Source organism: Streptomyces herbicida, from assembly GCF_032656585.1.
Lineage (GTDB): Bacteria > Actinomycetota > Actinomycetes > Streptomycetales > Streptomycetaceae > Streptomyces > Streptomyces herbicida.
On the sequence record NZ_JAUYWJ010000049.1, the window covers coordinates 1 to 19,086 of the forward strand.

General features: G+C 73.4%; 2 protein-coding genes. Both read left to right on the plus strand.

Annotated elements, in window-relative coordinates:
* Positions 1–8,290: SDR family NAD(P)-dependent oxidoreductase (locus Q8A52_RS47755; RefSeq protein ID WP_408649390.1), on the plus strand; the 8,290-nt coding region annotated here is incomplete at its 5' end.
* Positions 8,291–8,362: 72 nt separating this feature from the next.
* The gene (locus tag Q8A52_RS47760) at positions 8,363–19,084 is read left to right on the plus strand and encodes an SDR family NAD(P)-dependent oxidoreductase (protein ID WP_316764876.1); all 10,722 of its coding nucleotides are present in this window, start codon (positions 8,363–8,365) and stop codon (positions 19,082–19,084) included.
* Positions 19,085–19,086 lie beyond the last annotated feature (2 nt).

Sequence of the window (19,086 nt, forward strand, 5' to 3'; positions counted from 1 at the left end):
GTTCGCCGGTCGGGGTCGCAAGACGTCCCGGCTGAAGGTCAGTCACGCGTTCCATTCGCCGTTGATGGATCCGATGCTGGCGGAGTTCGCGGAGGCTGTTCGTGGTCTGACGTTCAGTGAGCCGCGGATTCCGGTGGTCTCGAACCTCTCCGGTCGGCTGGCCGTGCCGTACACGCCCGAGTACTGGGTGCGGCACGTCCGTGAAGCGGTGCGCTTCGCCGACGGCATCGAGACCCTGCACGAGCTGGGTGTGACCACGTTCGTGGAGATCGGCCCGGGCGGCGTCCTCAGCGCCCTCGCCCAGGGCTGCTTCGACGACGGCACAGACATCGTCACCGTTCCCGCCCTGCGCGCCGACCGTCCCGAGCCGTACGCGATCACTGCCGCGATCGGGCAGCTGCACACCCACGGCATCTCGCCCGACTGGCAGGCGCTCTTCCCGGGCGCCCGCCGCGTCGACCTGCCGACCTACGCCTTCCAGCGCGAGCGCTACTGGCTCGACGTTCCCCAGCTGTCCGGCGACGTCCGAGCCGCCGGTCTGTGGGCGGCGGACCATCCGCTGCTCGGTGCCGCGATTGCGACGGCCGACAGGGACGGGGTCCTGCTCACCGGGCTGCTCTCGCTCGAAACCCACCCGTGGCTCGCCGACCATGCCGTGAACGGGACCGTTCTCCTGCCCGGCACGGCTTTCGTCGAGTTGGCGATCCGGGCGGGGGACGAGACGGGGTGCGGATGGATCGAAGACCTCACCCTTGAGCTTCCGCTGGTCGTGCCCGAGCGTGGTGGCGTCACTCTTCAGGTGGCTGTCGGCCCGGAGGACGAGTCCGGCCGGCGGCAGCTGAGCGTGCACTCGCGCGTCGACGACGGTTCGTGGCTGCGGCACGCGACGGGTGTGCTGTCCTCGGCAGAGGCACCGTCGGCTGCGGACCTCGGCGTATGGCCGCCGGCGGGTGCGGAGGCCGTCGACCTGACGGCGTTCTACGAGGGCATGGCTGCTGCGGGTCTGGAATACGGTCCGGTCTTCCAGGGCCTGCGCTCGGTGTGGCGCGGCGGGGGCGACGTCTTCGCCGAGGTCGAGCTGCCGGAGGAGTCGGCTGTCGAGGCGGCGGCGTTCGCCCTGCACCCGGCGCTGCTGGACGCCGCCCTGCACGCACTGGCCGCCGGTGGGCTGGTGTCGCTGGACGACGGCCCGGCCCTGCCGTTCGCGTGGTCCGGCGTCGTCGTGCAGGCGGCCGGTGCGGCGATGGTGCGGGTGAAGCTGTCGCGGACGGCCACCGGTTCGGTGACGCTGACCGTGGCCGACGGCGCCGGTGACCCGGTGGCCTCGGTCGACTCGCTGTCGTTGCGGCCCGTCTCGGCGGAGCAACTGCGCGGTGCCGGTGGCGGCGATCAGCTGTTCGGGCTGGAGTGGACGCCGTTCACTTCTACCTCCGCCACCGACGCGCTGACGATCGAGCCCGTCGCGGACTTCGACGCACTGCGGGAGACGGAAGGGACACCGGACGTCGTCGTCGTTCCGTGCCCGGCGGGGTCCGGCACGCAGACAGCCGACCGCGTGCACAGCGCCACGAGTGAGGTTCTGGTGTTGGTGCAGTGGTGGTTGGCGCAGGAGCGTGCGGGGCGTCTGGCGTTGGTGACGCGTCCGGGTGATCTGGCTCATGCCGCGGTGTGGGGGCTGGTGCGGTCCGCGCAGTCGGAGAACCCGGACCGGATCGTGCTGGTGGAGGCCGAGGACACCGAGGAGGCGGTCCGTGTGCTGCCCACCGTACTCGCGTCCGGTGAGCCGCAGTTCGCGGTCCGCGACGGGGAAGTGTTCGTACCGCGCCTGGTGAAGGCCACCGGGGCAGCCCCCGGCACACCGCACCTCGCCGATGGCACCGTCCTGCTGACCGGCGCATCCGGGTCGCTGGGCAGGCTCGTCGCACGGCACCTGGTCGCCGAGCACGGCGTCCGCAGCCTGCTGCTGCTCAGCCGGCGTGGCGCGGACGCGCCCGGCGCGGCCGAGCTGGAGGCCGAACTGGCCGCGTTGGGCGCCGAAGTGTACTGGGCGGCCTGCGATGTGGCCGACCGGGACGCCCTCGCCGAGGTGCTGTCCGGCACACCGGTGACGGCCGTGGTGCACACGGCCGGCGTCCTCGACGACGGCGTGATCGCCGCGCTCACGCCGGAGCGCATGGCCAAGGTGCTGGGGCCGAAGGTCGACGCCGTGCTCAACCTCCATGAGTTGACGAGCGACCTGTCGGCGTTCGTCGTCTTCTCCTCGGTGTCCGGAATCCTGGGCAGCGCGGGACAGGGCAATTACGCGGCGGCGAACACCTTCCTCGACGCCTTCGCCGAAGCCCGCCGTGCCCAGGGGCTTCCCGCCGCGTCGCTGGCGTGGGGCCTGTGGGAGCAGGACAGGGGCATGGCCGACCGGCTCGCCCATGCGGACCTCACCCGGCTCAAGCGGGTGGGCCTGGCCCCGATCGCCGTCGACGAAGGACTGCGGCTGTTCGACGCGGCGCTGGCCCTGGACCGGGCCGTCGTCGCCCCGCTGCGGCTGGACCTGGGCGGGCTGCAGGACACGGTGCCGCCGGTCCTGCGGGGGCTGCGCGGCCCCGTACGGGGTACCGCGCGGCGCCCGGCGCAGATCGCGCCGAAGGGATCGCTGGGACAACGGCTGGCAGGGCTGCCCGCGGTCGAGCGCGAGCAGGTGGTGCTGGACCTGGTGCGCACCGAGGTCGCCGCCGTGCTCGGCCACGCCTCGGCCCAGTCCGTCCAGCCGGAACACGCGTTCCGGGATGCCGGTTTCGACTCCCTCACCTCGGTGGAACTCCGCAACCGGCTGAACACGACGACCGGGATGCGGCTCCCCGCCACCCTGGTCTTCGACCACCCCACGCCCGTCGCGCTCTCCCGCTTCCTGCTGGCCGAGACGCTGGGCGTGCAGGAGCGGCCCGAGGCCAAGGTCGCCGCGGTGACCGGGACGGACGAGCCGATCGCGATCGTGGGCATGGCCTGCCGGTTCCCCGGTGACGTGCGGTCGCCCGAAGACCTGTGGCGTCTCGTCGCCTCCGGCGGCGACGCGATCTCGGGCTTCCCCGAGGACCGCGGCTGGGACGTCGAGGACCTCTACGACCCGGACCCCGACCGCTCCGGCAAGTCCTATGTGCGGCATGGTGGCTTCCTTCACGAGGCCGCCGAGTTCGACCCGGCCTTCTTCGGGATCTCGCCGCGTGAGGCGCTGGCGATGGACCCGCAGCAGCGGTTGCTCCTGGAGACGTCGTGGGAGGCGTTCGAGCGGGCCGGGATCGATCCGGCGGCGGTGCGGGGCAGCAGGACCGGTGTCTTCGCCGGCGTGATGTACCACGACTACGGCGGGCGTGTGACAACGGCTCCGGCGGGCATGGAGGCCTACCTGGGCAGCGGCAGCGCGGGCAGCATCGCCTCCGGCCGGGTCGCGTACACGTTCGGCCTCGAGGGCCCGGCGGTCACGGTCGACACGGCGTGCTCGTCCTCGCTGGTGGCGCTGCACCTGGCGACCCAGGCGCTGCGTAGTGGCGAGTGCTCGATGGCGCTGGTCGGCGGCGTCACCGTCATGGCGACTCCCTCGACGTTCGTGGAGTTCAGCCGTCAGCGCGGTCTGTCGGCGGACGGGCGGTGCAAGGCGTTCGCGGCCGGGGCCGATGGCACCGGCTGGGCCGAGGGTGCGGGCATGCTGCTGGTGGAGCGGTTGTCCGATGCCCGGCGCAACGGCCACCAGGTGCTGGCGGTGGTGCGGGGCACTGCGGTGAACCAGGACGGTGCGTCGAATGGTCTGACGGCTCCGAACGGTCCGGCGCAGCAGCGGGTGATCCGGCAGGCGCTGGCGAACGCCGGTGTGTCCTCGGATCAAGTGGATGCGGTGGAGGCGCACGGTACGGGTACGAGGCTGGGTGACCCGATCGAGGCGCAGGCGCTGCTCGCCACGTACGGTCAGGACCGGTCGGAGGACCGGCCGTTGTGGCTGGGCTCTCTCAAGTCGAACATCGGCCATGCGCAGGCGGCCGCAGGTGTCGGTGGTGTGATCAAGATGGTCATGGCGATGCGGCACGGTGTGCTGCCGCGGACCCTGCATGTGGACGAGCCGACGCCGCACGTGGACTGGTCGGCGGGCGCGGTGCGGCTGCTGACAGAGGCCGTCGACTGGCCGGAGACGGACCGCCCGCGACGGACCGCCGTATCGTCCTTCGGTATCAGCGGCACCAACGCCCACGTCATTGTCGAACAGGCCCCCGTCTCGGCGGAGTTGCTGCCCGTGTCCGACTCCCGCGCGGTCGTGCCGTGGGTGCTGTCGGGCAGGACGGAGGCGGCGCTGCGGGCGCAGGCGGAGCGACTGCTGTCCCTGGCCCTGGCCCCGGACACGGACCTGATGTCGGCCGATATCGGCTTCTCGCTCGCCACCACACGCTCGGTCATGGAGCAGCGGGCCGCCGTGGTGGGGGAGAACCGGGACGAACTCCTGGACGGGCTTCGCGCGCTGGCCGCAGGGTCCCCGTCCACCCGGGTCGTCCTGGGCGAACCGGACACCGACGGCAAGACCGGGTTCCTGTTCTCGGGTCAGGGCTCGCAGCGGATCGGCATGGGGCGCGAGTTGTACGAGGCGTACCCCGTGTTCGCTGCGGCGTACGACGAGGTGTGCGGGCTTCTGGACGCGCCCGTCGATGTGGACTCGGAGGAGTTGCACCAGACCGGCTCCACGCAGCCCGCGCTCTTCGCGGTCGAGGTCGCCCTGTTCCGGCTTCTCGAATCGTGGGGCATCCGGCCGGACTACGTGGCCGGTCACTCGGTCGGGGAGATCGCGGCCGCGCATGTGGCTGGGGTGCTGTCGCTCGAGGACGCCGCGAAGCTGGTGTCCGCCCGTGCCGCGCTGATGCAGGCCCTGCCCACGGGGGGCGCGATGGTGGCGGTCCAGGCCACCGAGGACGAGGTGCTGTCGTACCTGACCGACGAGGTCGGGATTGCCGCGGTCAACGGCCCTCAGTCGGTTGTGGTTTCGGGTGCTGAGGACGCGGTCACCGCCATCGGTGGGATCTTCGCAGGCCGGGGTCGCAAGACGTCCCGTCTGAAGGTCAGTCATGCGTTCCACTCGCCCTTGATGGACCCGATGCTGAACGAGTTCGCGCAGCTTGTTCGCGGCCTGGCCTGCAACGAGCCGCGCATTCCTGTCGTTTCGAACCTCACCGGCCGGCTGGCCGAGCCGTACACGCCCGACTACTGGGTGCGGCACGTCCGCGAGTCGGTCCGCTTCGCCGACGGCGTCCAGAGTCTGCACGAGCTGGGTGTGACCACGTTCGTGGAGATCGGCCCCGGAGGTGTCCTCAGCGCCCTCGCCCAGGGCTGTGTGGACGACATCGTCACCGTCGCCGTCGTACGGACCGACCGCCCCGAGCCGCAGGCCGTCGTCACCGCGCTCGCCGAGCTGCACGCCCATGGCATCTCCCCGGACTGGCAGGCGGTCTTCCCGGGTGCCCGGCGCGTCGACCTGCCGACCTACGCCTTCCAGTACGAGCGTTTCTGGCTGGAAGCGCCCGAGGAGTTCACCGGCAGAGCCGCCGCCACCGGACTCGGACTGGCCGCGGCGGAGCACCCGTTGGCCGGTGCGGCGGTCGCGCTGCCCGGCGCCGGCGGGTTCCTGGTCACCGGACGGATCTCGCTCAGGACACACCCCTGGCTCGCCGACCACACGGTCATGGACACCGTGCTGCTGCCGGGTACGGCGCTCGTGGAGCTGGCGGTGCGTGCGGGCGACGAGGCCGGTTGTGCACAGGTCGAGGATCTGACGCTGGAAGCACCGCTGATCGTCCCGGACCATGGCGGTGTGGCGCTGCAGGTGTTGGTCGGGGCCGAGGAAGAGCCGGGCAGGCGCGCGCTGAGCGTGCACTCGCGGCTTGAGGACGCCTCGGACGACGCGCCGTGGGTGCGGCACGCGGTCGGCTTCCTGACGGACGCGCTGCCCGAGCCGCCGCACGGCGCGGCCCTGGGCACGTGGCCGCCGGCGGGTGCGGAGGCCGTCGACCTGACCGGGTTCTACGAGAGCCTGGACGGACTCGGCCTGGGCTACGGCCCGGTCTTCCGCGGCCTGCGGTCGGTGTGGCGCAGCGGGGACGACGTCTTCGCCGAGGTCGCCCTCCCCGAGGGCACGGAGGCGGGCGCGTTCGCCGTTCATCCGGCGTTGCTGGACGCGGCGCTCCACGCGATCGGCGCGGGCGGGCTCGTCCCCGTCGTCGACGAGCCGCTGCTGCCCTTCGCCTGGTCCGAAGTGGGTGTGCGTGCCGCGGGGGCGACGGCGCTGCGGGTCAAGGTCTCTCGCACGGGTACGGACGCGGTGTCGCTGACCGTGGCCGACGCCTCGGGTGGCCTCGTTGCCACGGCCGGCTCGCTGTCGCTGCGGCCGGTGTCGCGCGAGCAACTGCTCGCGGCGGGCGGCTCCGGCGGGCGTGCCGACGACTCGCTGTTCGGCCTCGCATGGCAGCCGGCGGCCCTCACGCCGGCTGACGCTGCCGCGGGGCTCGACGTACGGAGCTACGCGGACCTGGCCTCTCTGTCCGCCGAGCCGGCCCTTGCCGATGTCGCAGTGGTCACGGTCGCCCCGTGCCCCGCCGGGCCCGGTACACAGACAGCCGACCGCGTGCACGGCATCGCGAGTGAGGTTCTGGTGTTGGTGCAGTGGTGGTTGGCGCAGGAGCGTGCGGGGCGTCTGGCGTTGGTGACGCGTCCGGGTGATCTGGCTCATGCCGCGGTGTGGGGGCTGGTGCGGTCCGCGCAGTCGGAGAACCCGGACCGGATCGTGCTGGTGGAGGCCGAGGACACCGAGGAGGCGGTGCGTGTGCTGCCCGCCGTACTCGTGTCCGGTGAGCCGCAGTTCGCGGTCCGCGACGGGGAAGTGTTCGTACCGCGCCTGGTGAAGGCCACCGGGACAGCCACCGGCACGCCAGACCTCGCCGATGGCACCGTCCTCGTGACCGGTGCCTCCGGGTCGCTGGGCGCGCTGGTCGCACGGCACCTGGTGTCCGAACACAAGGTGCGCCGGCTCCTGCTGGCGAGCCGCCGGGGCGCGGACGCGCCCGGTGCGGCCGAGCTGGAGGCCGAACTGGCCGCACACGGTGCCGAGGTCACCTGGGCGGCCTGCGACGTCGCGGACAGGGAGGCCGTCTCCGCAATGCTGGACGGGCTCGGCGGGCATGCGCTGTCGGCCGTCGTACACACCGCGGGTGTTCTCGACGACGGGGTCGTCGCCTCGGTCACACCGGAGAGGATGAGGGAGGTCTTCCGGCCCAAGGTGGACGCCGTGCTGAACCTGCACGAGTGCACCCGGGACATGGGCCTGGCAGCCTTCGTGGTGTTCTCCTCCGTCGCCGGCCTGGTCGGCAGCGCCGGTCAGGCGAGCTACGCGGCGGCGAATTCCTTCCTCGACGCCTTCTCGGCGCACCGGCGCCGTGCGGGGCTGCCCGCCACATCGCTTGCATGGGGTGTATGGGAGCAGTCCGGTGCGATGACAGACGGCCTCGCCGAGGCCGACCGGGCGCGGATGGCGCGCACGGGCGTGCTACCGCTGCCGCCGGAGGAGGGGCTGCGGCTGTTCGACGCGGCGCTGGCTTCGGACGAGGCGGTACTCGCCCCGGTCCGTATCGACACCGGCGCGCTGCGCGCCGGTGAGGCGCCGCCTGTGTTGCGCGCCCTGGTGCCGCCCGCGGCCGCCCGCAGGACAGCGCCGGCCGCCGCCGCTTCCTCCGGTTCCTCGCTGGCCGAACGCCTGGAGGGGCTGCCGGAGGCCGAGCGGGAGAAGACCGTACTGGATCTGGTCCGAGCCGAGGTGGCCGCGGTCCTGGGGCACGCGTCGGACCGTATGGTCCGGCCGGAACATGCCTTCCAGGACCTGGGCTTCGACTCGCTCACAGCCGTGGAACTCCGCAACCGGCTGAACAAGGCCACCGGGCTGCGGCTCCCCGCCACCCTGGTCTTCGACCACCCGACACCCGCTCTCCTGGCCCGTCATGTGTTCACGCAGACGGCGGGGGCGGCCGGACCGGCCCTAGTGGATTCCCTACTTGCCGACTTGGACAGGATCGAACAAGAATTGGTCACGAAGTTGGCAGCGAGCGAAGCTCGCGACCGGATCCTGTCAAAGCTCCAGGAGCTGTTGGCGATTGCCGGTGAATCCGGCAAGGCGCCGGCCCAGGAAAGCCCTGGTATGGGCGGCAGCGGTCTGGAATCAGCCACGGACGACGAAGTATTCGATCTGCTCGGCAAGGAATTCGGGATTTCCTGACCGCTCCGGCGCGTCCCGGTGACCCTTTGCCGAATTCCGATAAGTCATCGCAGGGGTTGAGGGACGATTTCCGTGGCGAACGAGGACAAGCTCCGCTATTTCCTGAAGCGAGTCACCGCAGATCTCCAGGAGACCCGGCGGCGCCTTCGTGACTACGAGGACGCCGCCGGGGAGCCGGTGGCCATCATCGGGATGAGCTGCCGCTACCCGGGAGGCGTCGACTCGCCCGAGGATCTGTGGGAGTTGGTGGCAGGCGGCCGCGACGCCGTCTCGGAGTTCCCCGCCGACCGCGGCTGGGACCTGGACGCGCTCTACGACCCGGATCCGGAGTCCCGCGGGACCAGCTACGCCCGCGAGGGCGCGTTCCTGCACGGCCTGGCGCGGTTCGACGCAGGCCTCTTCGGGATCTCGCCCCGTGAGGCGCTCGCCATGGACCCCCAGCAGCGGCTGCTGCTGGAGACGTCGTGGGAGCTCTTCGAGCGGGCCGGCATCGATGCCGCCTCGCTGGCGGGGAGCAGGACCGGCGTGTTCACCGGTGTGATGAACCACGAGTTCCTCGCCGCCCTCCAGAACTCCCCGGAGGACCTGGAGGGCTATCTGGGGACGGGTACCTCGGGCAGTGTCGCCTCCGGCCGGGTGGCCTACACCTTCGGCCTCGAAGGTCCGGCCGTCACGGTCGACACGGCCTGCTCGTCGTCCCTGGTGGCCCTGCACCTGGCCGTTCACTCGTTGCGTAACGGCGAGTGCTCGCTGGCCGTTGCGGGTGGCGTCACCGCGATGGTCGGCCCCGCCACCTTCGTCGGCTTCAGCCGCCAGCGCGGACTGGCACCCGACGGCCGCTGCAAGGCGTTCGCGGCCGGTGCCGACGGCACCGGCTGGGGCGAGGGCGTCGGCCTGCTGCTCGTGGAACGCCTCTCGGACGCCCGCCGCAACGGACATGAGATCCTCGCGGTCGTCCGGGGCTCCGCCGTCAACCAGGACGGCGCGTCCAACGGCCTCACCGCCCCCAACGGACCCTCCCAGCAGCGGGTGATCCGCCAGGCCCTGGCCGCCGCCCGGCTGACCACCGCAGAGGTCGACGCGGTGGAGGCGCACGGCACCGGCACCCGGCTCGGCGACCCGATCGAGGCGCAGGCGCTGCTGGCGACGTACGGGCAGGGCCGTCCCGACGACCAGCCGCTGTTGCTGGGCTCCATCAAGTCCAACATCGGCCACACCCAGGCCGCGGCCGGTGTGGCGGGCATCATCAAGATGGTCATGGCCATGCGCCACGGCGAACTGCCGCGCACGCTGCACGTCGACGCGCCGTCCCCGCACGTCGACTGGTCGGCGGGCGCCGTACGGCTGCTCACCGAGCGCACGCCCTGGCCGGCTTCGGGCCGGCCGCGCCGGGCCGGCATCTCCTCTTTCGGGATCAGCGGCACCAACGCACACACGATCATCGAGGAAGCCCCGTCGGCCGAGGCGTTCGCACCGGACGCCGAGGCCCCGGAAGCGCCCGGGCAAGGCGCGGAGAGCGCTGAGGCCGTCGCCCCCGAGGCCGCGAGCCCGGCCGAGGGCGGACCGGTGCCGTGGGTGATCTCCGCCAGGACCGAGGAGGCCCTGCGCGCACAGGCCGAACGCCTGCTGTCCCGCACGGACGTCGAAGTCCCCCCGCTCGATGTGGCGTTCTCGCTCGCCACGACGCGCACGGCCCTGGAGCACCGGGCGGTGGTCCAGGGCGAGACGTCGGCGGAACTCGCCGCGGGCCTGCGGGCCGTGGCCTCCGGCTCCCCGGCCCCGGGCGTCGCGCGCGGCCTTACGGGCACCGGTGGGCGCGTCGGGTTCCTCTTCTCCGGCCAGGGATCGCAACGCCTGGGCATGGGGCGCGAACTGTACGCGTCCTACCCGGCGTTCGCCGCCGCGTACGACGAGGTCTTCGCGCACCTCGACGCCGCGGTCGACGTCGACTCGGAAGAACTGCACCGCACGGGCGTCGCCCAGCCTGCGCTCTTCGCGGTCGAGGTGGCGCTGTTCCGGCTCCTGGAATCGTGGGGCATCCGGCCGGACTACGTGGCCGGTCACTCCGTGGGCGAGATCGCGGTCGCGCACGTGGCCGGGGTGTTGTCGCTCGGCGACGCCGCGAAGCTGGTGTCCGCCCGTGCCCGCCTCATGCAGGCGCTGCCCGCCGGCGGGGCGATGATCGCCGTTCAGGCCACCGAGGACGAAATCCTTCCGCACCTCACCGACGGTGTCGGTATCGCGGCGGTCAACGGGCCCCGGTCCGTCGTGGTCTCCGGAGCCGAGGATGCCGTACTGGAGATCGCCGAGGCCTTCGCCCAACAGGGCTGCAAGACCACTCGGTTGAAGGTCAGCCACGCGTTCCACTCGCCGCTGATGGACCCGATGCTGGAGGAGTTCGCACGGGTGGTCCGCGGGCTGACCTTCGAGAAGCCGCGGATCCCGGTGGTCTCCAACGTCACCGGCCGCCTGGCCGAGCTCTACACTCCCGAGTACTGGGTCCGGCACGTCCGCGAAGCGGTCCGCTTCGCCGACGGCGTCCGGACACTGCACGACCTGGGCGTGACCACGCTCGTCGAGATCGGCCCGGGCGGCGTGCTGAGCGCCCTCGCCCAAGGCTGCCTGGACGACGACGTGGTCACCGTGCCCGCCCTGCGCGCCGACCGCCCCGAGCGGGCCGCACTCGTCGCCGCCGTCTCCGAACTGCACGCACACGGCGTCCCCCTGGACTGGCACGCCTTCTTCCCCGGCGCCCGCCGCGTCGACCTGCCCACCTACGCCTTCCAGTACGAGCGCTACTGGCTCGACGCCTTACCGCCCGCTCCCGGTGACGTCCGCGCCGCGGGCCTGGGCTCGGCCGACCACCCGCTGCTGGGCGCCGCCGTCTCCCTGGCCGGCGGCGACGAACGGCTGCTGACCGGCAGGCTGGCCCTGCGCACGCACCCGTGGCTGAGCGACCACGCCGTGCTCGGAACCGTGCTCCTGCCGGGCACCGCGTTCGTCGAACTGGCCGTGCGCGCCGCCGACGAAGCCGGCTGCGACCAGCTGGAGGACCTCACCCTCGAAGCGCCCTTGATGGTGCCCGAGCAGGGCGGCGTCGCGGTTCAGGTGTGGGTCGGCGCGGCCGACGGCTCCGGCCGCAGGCCGCTGACCGTGCACTCGCGCCCCGAGCAAGAAGCCGACCTGCCGTGGGTCCGCCACGCGACCGGCTTCGTCGCCGAAGGGACCGAAGATGCGGGCGCCGCGGCCGTCGGCCGGGCGCTCACGGCGTGGCCGCCGGCAGGCTCCGAGCCGGTCGACCTCGACGGCTTCTATGATCGGCTGGCCGCCCTCGGCCTGGCCTACGGACCGGCCTTCCGTGGACTGCGGAGCGCTTGGCGCACGGGCGAGGAGATCTTTGCGGAGGTCGCCCTCCCCGACGGCACGGACACCGGGTCCTTCCTCCTGCACCCGGCGCTGCTGGACGCGGCACTGCACGTGATCGGCGCGGGCGGTGCGGACGGCTCCCTCGTGGCCGAGGCTGACGGGCCGCTGCTGCCGTTCGCCTGGTCGGGGGTGTCCGTGCGGGCCACGGGCGCGTCCACCGTACGGGTCAGGCTGGCGCCGGCCGGTACGGACGCCGTGTCGCTGACGGTGGCCGACGGCGCCGGCCAGCCGGTGGCGTTCGTCGAGTCGCTGACACTGCGTCCGGTGTCGGTCGAGCAGCTCCGCAAGCGCTCCGACGGCGCGCTGTTCACCGTCGAGCGGATGCCGCTGACCCTGCTCGCCGACGAGGCGGACGGGCCGGCGGTCGCGTACATCGATGACATCGACGCGCTGGCCGAGACCGACGGGTTATCGCAGCCGGACGTGGTCGTCCTCCCGTGCCCCGACGGCCCGGAAGGGGCGACCGGGGCCGAGCGGGTCCGTGCGGTCACCACCGAGGTGCTGCGGCTGGTCCAGCGCTGGTTCGCCGAAGACCGGACGTCGCGCCTGGTGCTGGTGGCGCGCTGCGACGACCTCGCGCACGCTGCGGCGGGCGGACTGGTGCGCTCGGCCCAGGCGGAGACCCCCGGCCGGATCGTGCTGCTCGAAACCGACCGCCCCGATGAAGCGGCCGCGCTCGTGCCCGGCGTCGTGCTGTCCGGCGAGCCCCACGTCGTCGTCCGCGAAGGGAAGGCCGGCGCACCGCGCCTGGCCCGCGCCGCCTCCCCGGCAACAAAGGACGCGGCCGCCGGCGCCGCGGACGAAGCGTCCTCCGCCCTCGCGGAGGACGCTGTCCCCGGCCTCGCCGGGGGCACCGCTTCCGGCCTTGGCACCGTGCTGCTCACCGGTGCCTCCGGCGCGCTGGGCAAAACCCTCGCCCGCCACCTGGTGACCGGACACGGCGTGCGCCGGCTGCTGCTCGTCAGCCGCCGTGGCGCGGACGCTCCGGGCGCCGCGGAGCTGACAGCCGAACTCGCGACGCTCGGCGCCGAAGCGATGTGGGCAGCCTGCGACCTCGCCGACCGTGACGCCCTCGCCGGGCTGTTGGCCGCCACCCCGGTCGACTCCGTCGTGCACACCGCCGGCGTGCTCGACGACGGCGTGATCGCCGCGCTGACCCCGGAGCGCGTGGGCGCCGTCCTCGCGCCCAAGGCCGATGCCGTGCTCAACCTGGACGAACTCACGGGCCAGAGCACGACGTTCGTGCTGTTCTCCTCCGCCGCGGGCGTCTTCGGCAACCCCGGCCAGGGCAACTACGCCGCGGCCAACGCCTTCCTCGACGCCTTCGCCGGGTACCGCCGTGCCCAGGGGCGGCCCACGGTCTCGCTGGCGTGGGGCCTGTGGGACCAGGGCGCCATGGCCGGCGCGCTCGACGAGGCGGGCAGGGCTCGGATGGCTCGCTCCGGTGTCCTGCCGCTGTCCACCGAGGACGGCCTGCGGCTGTTCGACGCGGCACTCGCCTCGGACGAGCCCGTGCTCGTACCGGTCCGCCTCGACACCGCCGCCCTGCGGAACCGGGCGGCAGGCACCGTACCGGCCCTGCTGCGCGGACTCGTCCGCGTCTCCGCGCGCGGCACCGCCCAGCACGCCGCCACCGGATCCCTGGCCGAGCGCCTCGCCGCGCTGCCCGGGGATCAGCGCGACGAAGCCCTGCTGGAACTGGTGCTGGCCGAGGTTGCCGCCGTGCTGGGGCACTCCTCGCCCCGGGCAGTCCGGGCGGCGCACACCTTCCGGGACCTGGGCTTCGACTCGCTGACGGCCGTGGAGCTGCGCAACCGGCTGTCCACCGCGACCGGCCTGCGCCTGCCCGCCACCCTCGTCTTCGACCACCCCACCCCCGCCGCGCTCGCCCGGCACATCGGCGCCGAGCTCCTCGGCGGGGCCCCGGCCACCACGGTCACGACCGCGGCACGGCAGACCGCGGCCGACGAGCCGATCGCCATCGTCGGCATGAGCTGCCGCCTCCCGGGCGGGGTGCGCTCGCCGGAGGACCTGTGGCGGCTGGTGGCCTCCGGCCGGGACGGCATCTCCCGGTTCCCGGACAACCGCGGCTGGGACGTCGACGGGCTCTACGACCCCGACCCGGAGCGCCTCGGCAAGACCTACGCGCGCGACGGCGGCTTCCTGCACGAGGCGGCCGAGTTCGACGCCGGCTTCTTCGGCATCAGCCCCCGCGAGGCCCTGGCGATGGACCCGCAGCAGCGACTGCTGCTGGAGGCGTCCTGGGAGGCGTTCGAACGCGCAGGGATCGACCCGGCGACGATACGGGGCAGCCGGACCGGTGTCTTCACCGGCCTGATGTACCACGACTACGGCCAGGGCCCGCGCGAACTGCCCGAGGGCGTCGAGGGCCTGCTCACCACCGGGGGCTCCGGCAGCGTCGCCTCCGGGCGTGTGTCCTACACCTTCGGACTGGAGGGCCCCGCCGTCACGATCGACACGGCCTGCTCCTCGTCGCTCGTCGCCCTGCACCTGGCCGTCCAGGCCCTGCGGGGCGGCGAGTGCTCGATGGCGCTGGCCGGCGGCGTCACGGTCATGGCCGGCCCCACGGTCTTCGTGGAGTTCAGCCGGCAGCGCGGGCTGTCGCCCGATGGCCGGTGCAAGGCGTTCGCGGCCGGCGCCGACGGCACGGGCTGGGGCGAGGGCGTGGGCATGCTCCTGGTGGAGCGGCTGTCCGACGCCGAGCGCAACGGCCACCCTGTGCTGGCCGTTGTGCGGGGGAGTGCCGTGAACCAGGACGGTGCGTCCAACGGTCTGACCGCGCCCAACGGCCCCTCGCAGCAGCGGGTGATCCGGCAGGCGCTGGCGTCCGCCGGGCTGACGTCGGCCGACGTGGACGCCGTCGAGGCGCACGGTACGGGGACGAGGCTGGGCGACCCGATCGAGGCACAGGCGCTCCTCGCCACGTACGGGCAGGGACGGCCCGAAGGACAGCCCCTGTGGCTGGGCTCGCTGAAGTCCAACATCGGCCACACCCAGGCCGCCGCGGGTGTCGCCGGTGTGATCAAGATGGTCATGGCCATGCGCCACGGAGTGCTCCCGCGGACCCTGCACGTGGACGAGCCGACGCCGCACGTGGACTGGTCGGCGGGCGACGTCCGGCTGTTGACGGAGGCCGTCGACTGGCCGGAGACGGACCGCCCGCGCCGGGCCGCCGTGTCGTCCTTCGGCGTCAGCGGCACCAACGCGCACACGATCATCGAGCAGGCCCCCGCGACCGAGGAGCCGCTGCCTGCGTTCGGCTCCGGCGCGGCCGTGCCGTGGGTGCTCTCCGGCAGGACCGAGGCATCGCTGCGGGCACAGGCCGCCCGCCTCGCGTCCTTCCTGGACGACAACGACAACGGCAGCGACAACGACGACGGGCACGACCACGGCGAGGCGGCTCTGGTGGCCGACGTGGCGTACTCGCTGGCCACGACCAGGGCGGCCTTCGAACACCGTGCCGTGGTGGTCGGGCAGACCCTCGAGGAGCTTCGGCGGGGAACGGCCGGTGTCGCGGGCGGCGCCACGCCGCCCGGCGTGGTGACCGGCACCGTACGCACCGGCGGCAACACCGTATTCGTCTTCCCCGGGCAGGGGTCGCAGTGGGTGGGGATGGCCGCCGAACTGCTGGAGACCTCCCCGGACTTCCGCGACCGGATCGACGCCTGCGAGCGCGCCCTCGCGCCGCAAGTCGACTGGTCGCTGACCGCGGTGCTGCGCGGCACGTCCGAAGTCGAGCAGGACCGGGTCGACGTGCTGCAGCCCGTGCTCTGGGCGATGACGGTCGCCCTCGCCGAGGTGTGGCGCTCCTTCGGAGTGACCCCCGACGCGGTCGTCGGGCACTCCCAGGGCGAGGTCTCCGCGGCGGTGATCGCCGGAGCGGTCTCCCTGGAGGACGGGGCACGCATCGTGGTGCGGCGCAGCCTCGCGGTGCGCGAACTCCAGGGCCGCGGCGCCATGGCCTCGGTGACGCTCCCGGACGAGAAGGCGCGGGAACTGGTCGGCCGGTGGTCCGACCGCCTCGGCGTCGCCGCCGTGAACGGGCCCGCCACCGTCGTGGTCTCCGGGGACACCGACGCCCTGGACGAACTCCTCGCGCACTGCCGGCAGGAGGGCATCCAGGCCCGCAAGGTCGCCGTCGACTACGCCGCGCACTCGCCGCACATCGAACGCGTCGAAGCGCAAGCGAGCGAGGGGTTCGCCGGCATCAGCCCGCTCCCCGGATCCGTGCCCTTCTACTCCACGGTGACGGGCGGGAAGCTGGCTGCAGACGAGCTGGGCGCCGGCTACTGGTACCGCAACATGCGGCAGACGGTGCGGTTCCACGACGCGATCCGGGCCGCTCTGGCCGACGGACACGACGTGTTCGTCGAAGTCAGCCCGCACCCCGTCCAGTTGGCGGGCATCCAGGACACCATCGAGGCCGCCGACGCGGACGCCGCGGTCGTACCGACGCTGCGCCGCCGCGACGGCGGACGACACCGGCTGATGCTGTCCCTCGCCCAGGCCCACGTGCACGGCGTCGGCGTCGACTGGGACGCCGTCCTGCCGGGTGCGCGCCGCGTCGACCTCCCGACCTATGCGTTCCAGCACGAGCGGTACTGGCTGGAGGCGGGTGCCCCGGCCGGTGACGTGCGAGCAGCCGGGCTGGACGCCGCCGACCACCCGTTCCTCGGCGCGGCGGTTGAACTGCCGGACGCCGGCGGCCACCTGCTGACCGGGCTGCTGTCCCTGCGGGCCCAGCCCTGGCTGTCCGACCACGCGGTGCTGGGCACGGTGCTGCTGCCGGGCACGGCCTTCGTGGAACTGGCCGCCCACGCCGCGGCCGAAACCGGCTGCGACCTCGTCGAGGAACTCACCCTGCAGGCCCCGCTGGTGCTGCCCGAGCACGTCGGCGTCGCGCTCCAGGTCCTCGTAGGCGCCCAGGACGACTCCGGCCGCCGCCCGCTGAGCATGCACTCGCGAGCCGGGGACGGCCCCTGGATCCGCAACGCCACGGGCGTCCTCACCACCGGCGCGACCCCCTCCGGCACCGAGCTGAGCAGCTGGCCCCCGGCCGACGCCCAGCCGGTGGACCTGGACGGCTTCTACGAACGCCTGACGGACCTCGGCCTGAGCTACGGCCCGGTCTTCCAGGGGCTGCGTGCCGCCTGGCGCGGCCACGACGCGGTCTACGCCGAACTCGCCGTCACCGACGAGGCACAGACGGACGCGGACGCCTTCGGCTTGCACCCGGCCCTGCTCGACTCCGCGCTGCACGCGCTGGGCGCGGGCGGCCTCCTACCGGCGGCCGACGGGCCCCTGCTGCCCTTCGCGTGGTCCCGCGTCACGCTGCACGGAACCGGAGCGGCCGCCCTGCGGGTACGGCTCTCCCAGGCCGACGGGGACACGGTACGGCTGGAGGCCGCTGACGGCACGGGGCGTCCCGTGGTGTCGGTGGAGTCGCTGACGCTGCGGCCGGTGTCGGCCGCGCAGCTGCGCACGAGCTCCCGGGACTCCCTGTTCACCGTGGACTGGGCACCGCTCGCTGCCCCGGCCGACGCGAACGCCCCAGCCGTACGGGCCTACGACGACATCGCCGCCCTCATCGCCGCTCCCGCCGCGGAGATCGGGGCGCAGGCGGACACGGACGCCGTCGTCGTCCCCTGCCCGGGCGGATCGGGCACCGGTGCCGAACGGGGCCGGGACGTCCTCGCCGAGGTGCTCCGGCTGGTCCAGTGGTGGCTGGCCGAGGACCGGGCCGCGCGCCTGGTACTGGTGACCCGGGGCGCGGTCGCCGCAGGCGACGACCCGGCAGCGGGCGACCCGGTGCAGGCGGCCGTGTGGGGCCTGGTCCGGTCGGCACAGTCGGAGAACCCGGACCGCATCGTCCTCCTCGACACCGAAGCGAACGCCGACCGGGAGTCGGCCGCGGCGACGGTCGTCGCCCGGCTCGTCGCCTCCGAGGAGCCGCAGGCCGCACTGCGCGGCGACGTGCTCCTGCTGCCCCGGCTCGTCAGGGCCGCCGCCGACGCCCCGCGGGTCACCCCCGACTTCGGGACCGGCACGGTGCTCCTGACCGGCGCGTCCGGCGCCCTGGGCGGACTCGTCGCCCGGCACCTGGTCGCCGAACACGGCGTGCGCAGCCTGCTGCTGATGAGCCGGCGCGGCGCGGACGCCGAGGGGGCGGCGGAGCTCCAGGAGGAACTGACCGCCGCTGGTGCCGAAGTCCTCTGGGCCGCCTGCGACGTGGCCGACCATGACGCCCTCGCCGAGGCGCTGTCCGGCACTCCGGTGACGGCCGTGGTGCACACGGCCGGCGTCCTCGACGACGGCGTGATCGGTTCGCTCACGCCGGAGCGCATGGAGACGGTGCTGCGCCCCAAGGTCGACGCGGTGCTGAACCTGCACGAGCTGGCGGGCGACGTGTCGGCGTTCGTCCTCTTCTCCTCGCTCGCGGGCACGCTCGGCACCCCCGGCCAGGCCAACTACGCCGCGGCCAACGCCTTCCTGGACGCCTTCGCCGGGTGCCGCCGAGCCCAGGGGCTGCCCGCGGTGTCGCTGCCGTGGGGCCTGTGGCAACGCACCGGAACCATGACCGAGGACCTCGGCGGCGCCGACCGGACCCGGCTCGCCCGCGGCGGCGTGCTGCCGCTGTCCGACGAGGACGGCCTGGAACTCCTCGACGCCGCGCTCGCGCTGCAGGAGCCCCTGGTGGTGGCGGCACGGCTGGACCTCGCCGCCCTGCGGAACGCGACCGCCCCGGTGCCGCCGCTGCTCAGGGCGCTCGTCGGCGGCCGGCCGCGACGCACGGACCGGGCGGCTTCCGTACCCCTGGCGCAGCGGATCGCGGGCCTCCCCGAGGGCGAGCGCGAAGAGGCCGTGCTGGACCTCGTCCGGTCCGAGGTCGCCGCCGTTCTCGGACACAGCTCGGCCAAGGCGGTCCAGCCCGACCAGGCCTTCGGCGACCTGGGCTTCGACTCGCTGACCGCGGTGGAGCTCCGCAACCGGATGAACCAGGCCACCGGCCTGCGGCTGCCCGCCACGCTCGTCTTCGACCACCCGACGCCCGCGGTGCTCGCGCAGCGGGTGCTGAAGGACCTCCCCGGTGGCACGGGCGGGACGGTGCCGGTCTTCGACGAGCTCGACCGCCTCGCCGCCGCCCTCGACGGCGCCGGACCGGACGGCGTCGACAACGTCACCCGAACCAGGATCAACATGCGTCTCCAGGCGCTGCTCGCCCGCTGGAACGGGAACGAGCCGGCCGATCCGGGAGGCGCCGGCGGAGCCGAGAACGAGGACGACCTCAGCTCGGCGAGCGACGAGGAGCTGTACGACCTCCTCGACGACGAACTCGGCATCTCCTGAAT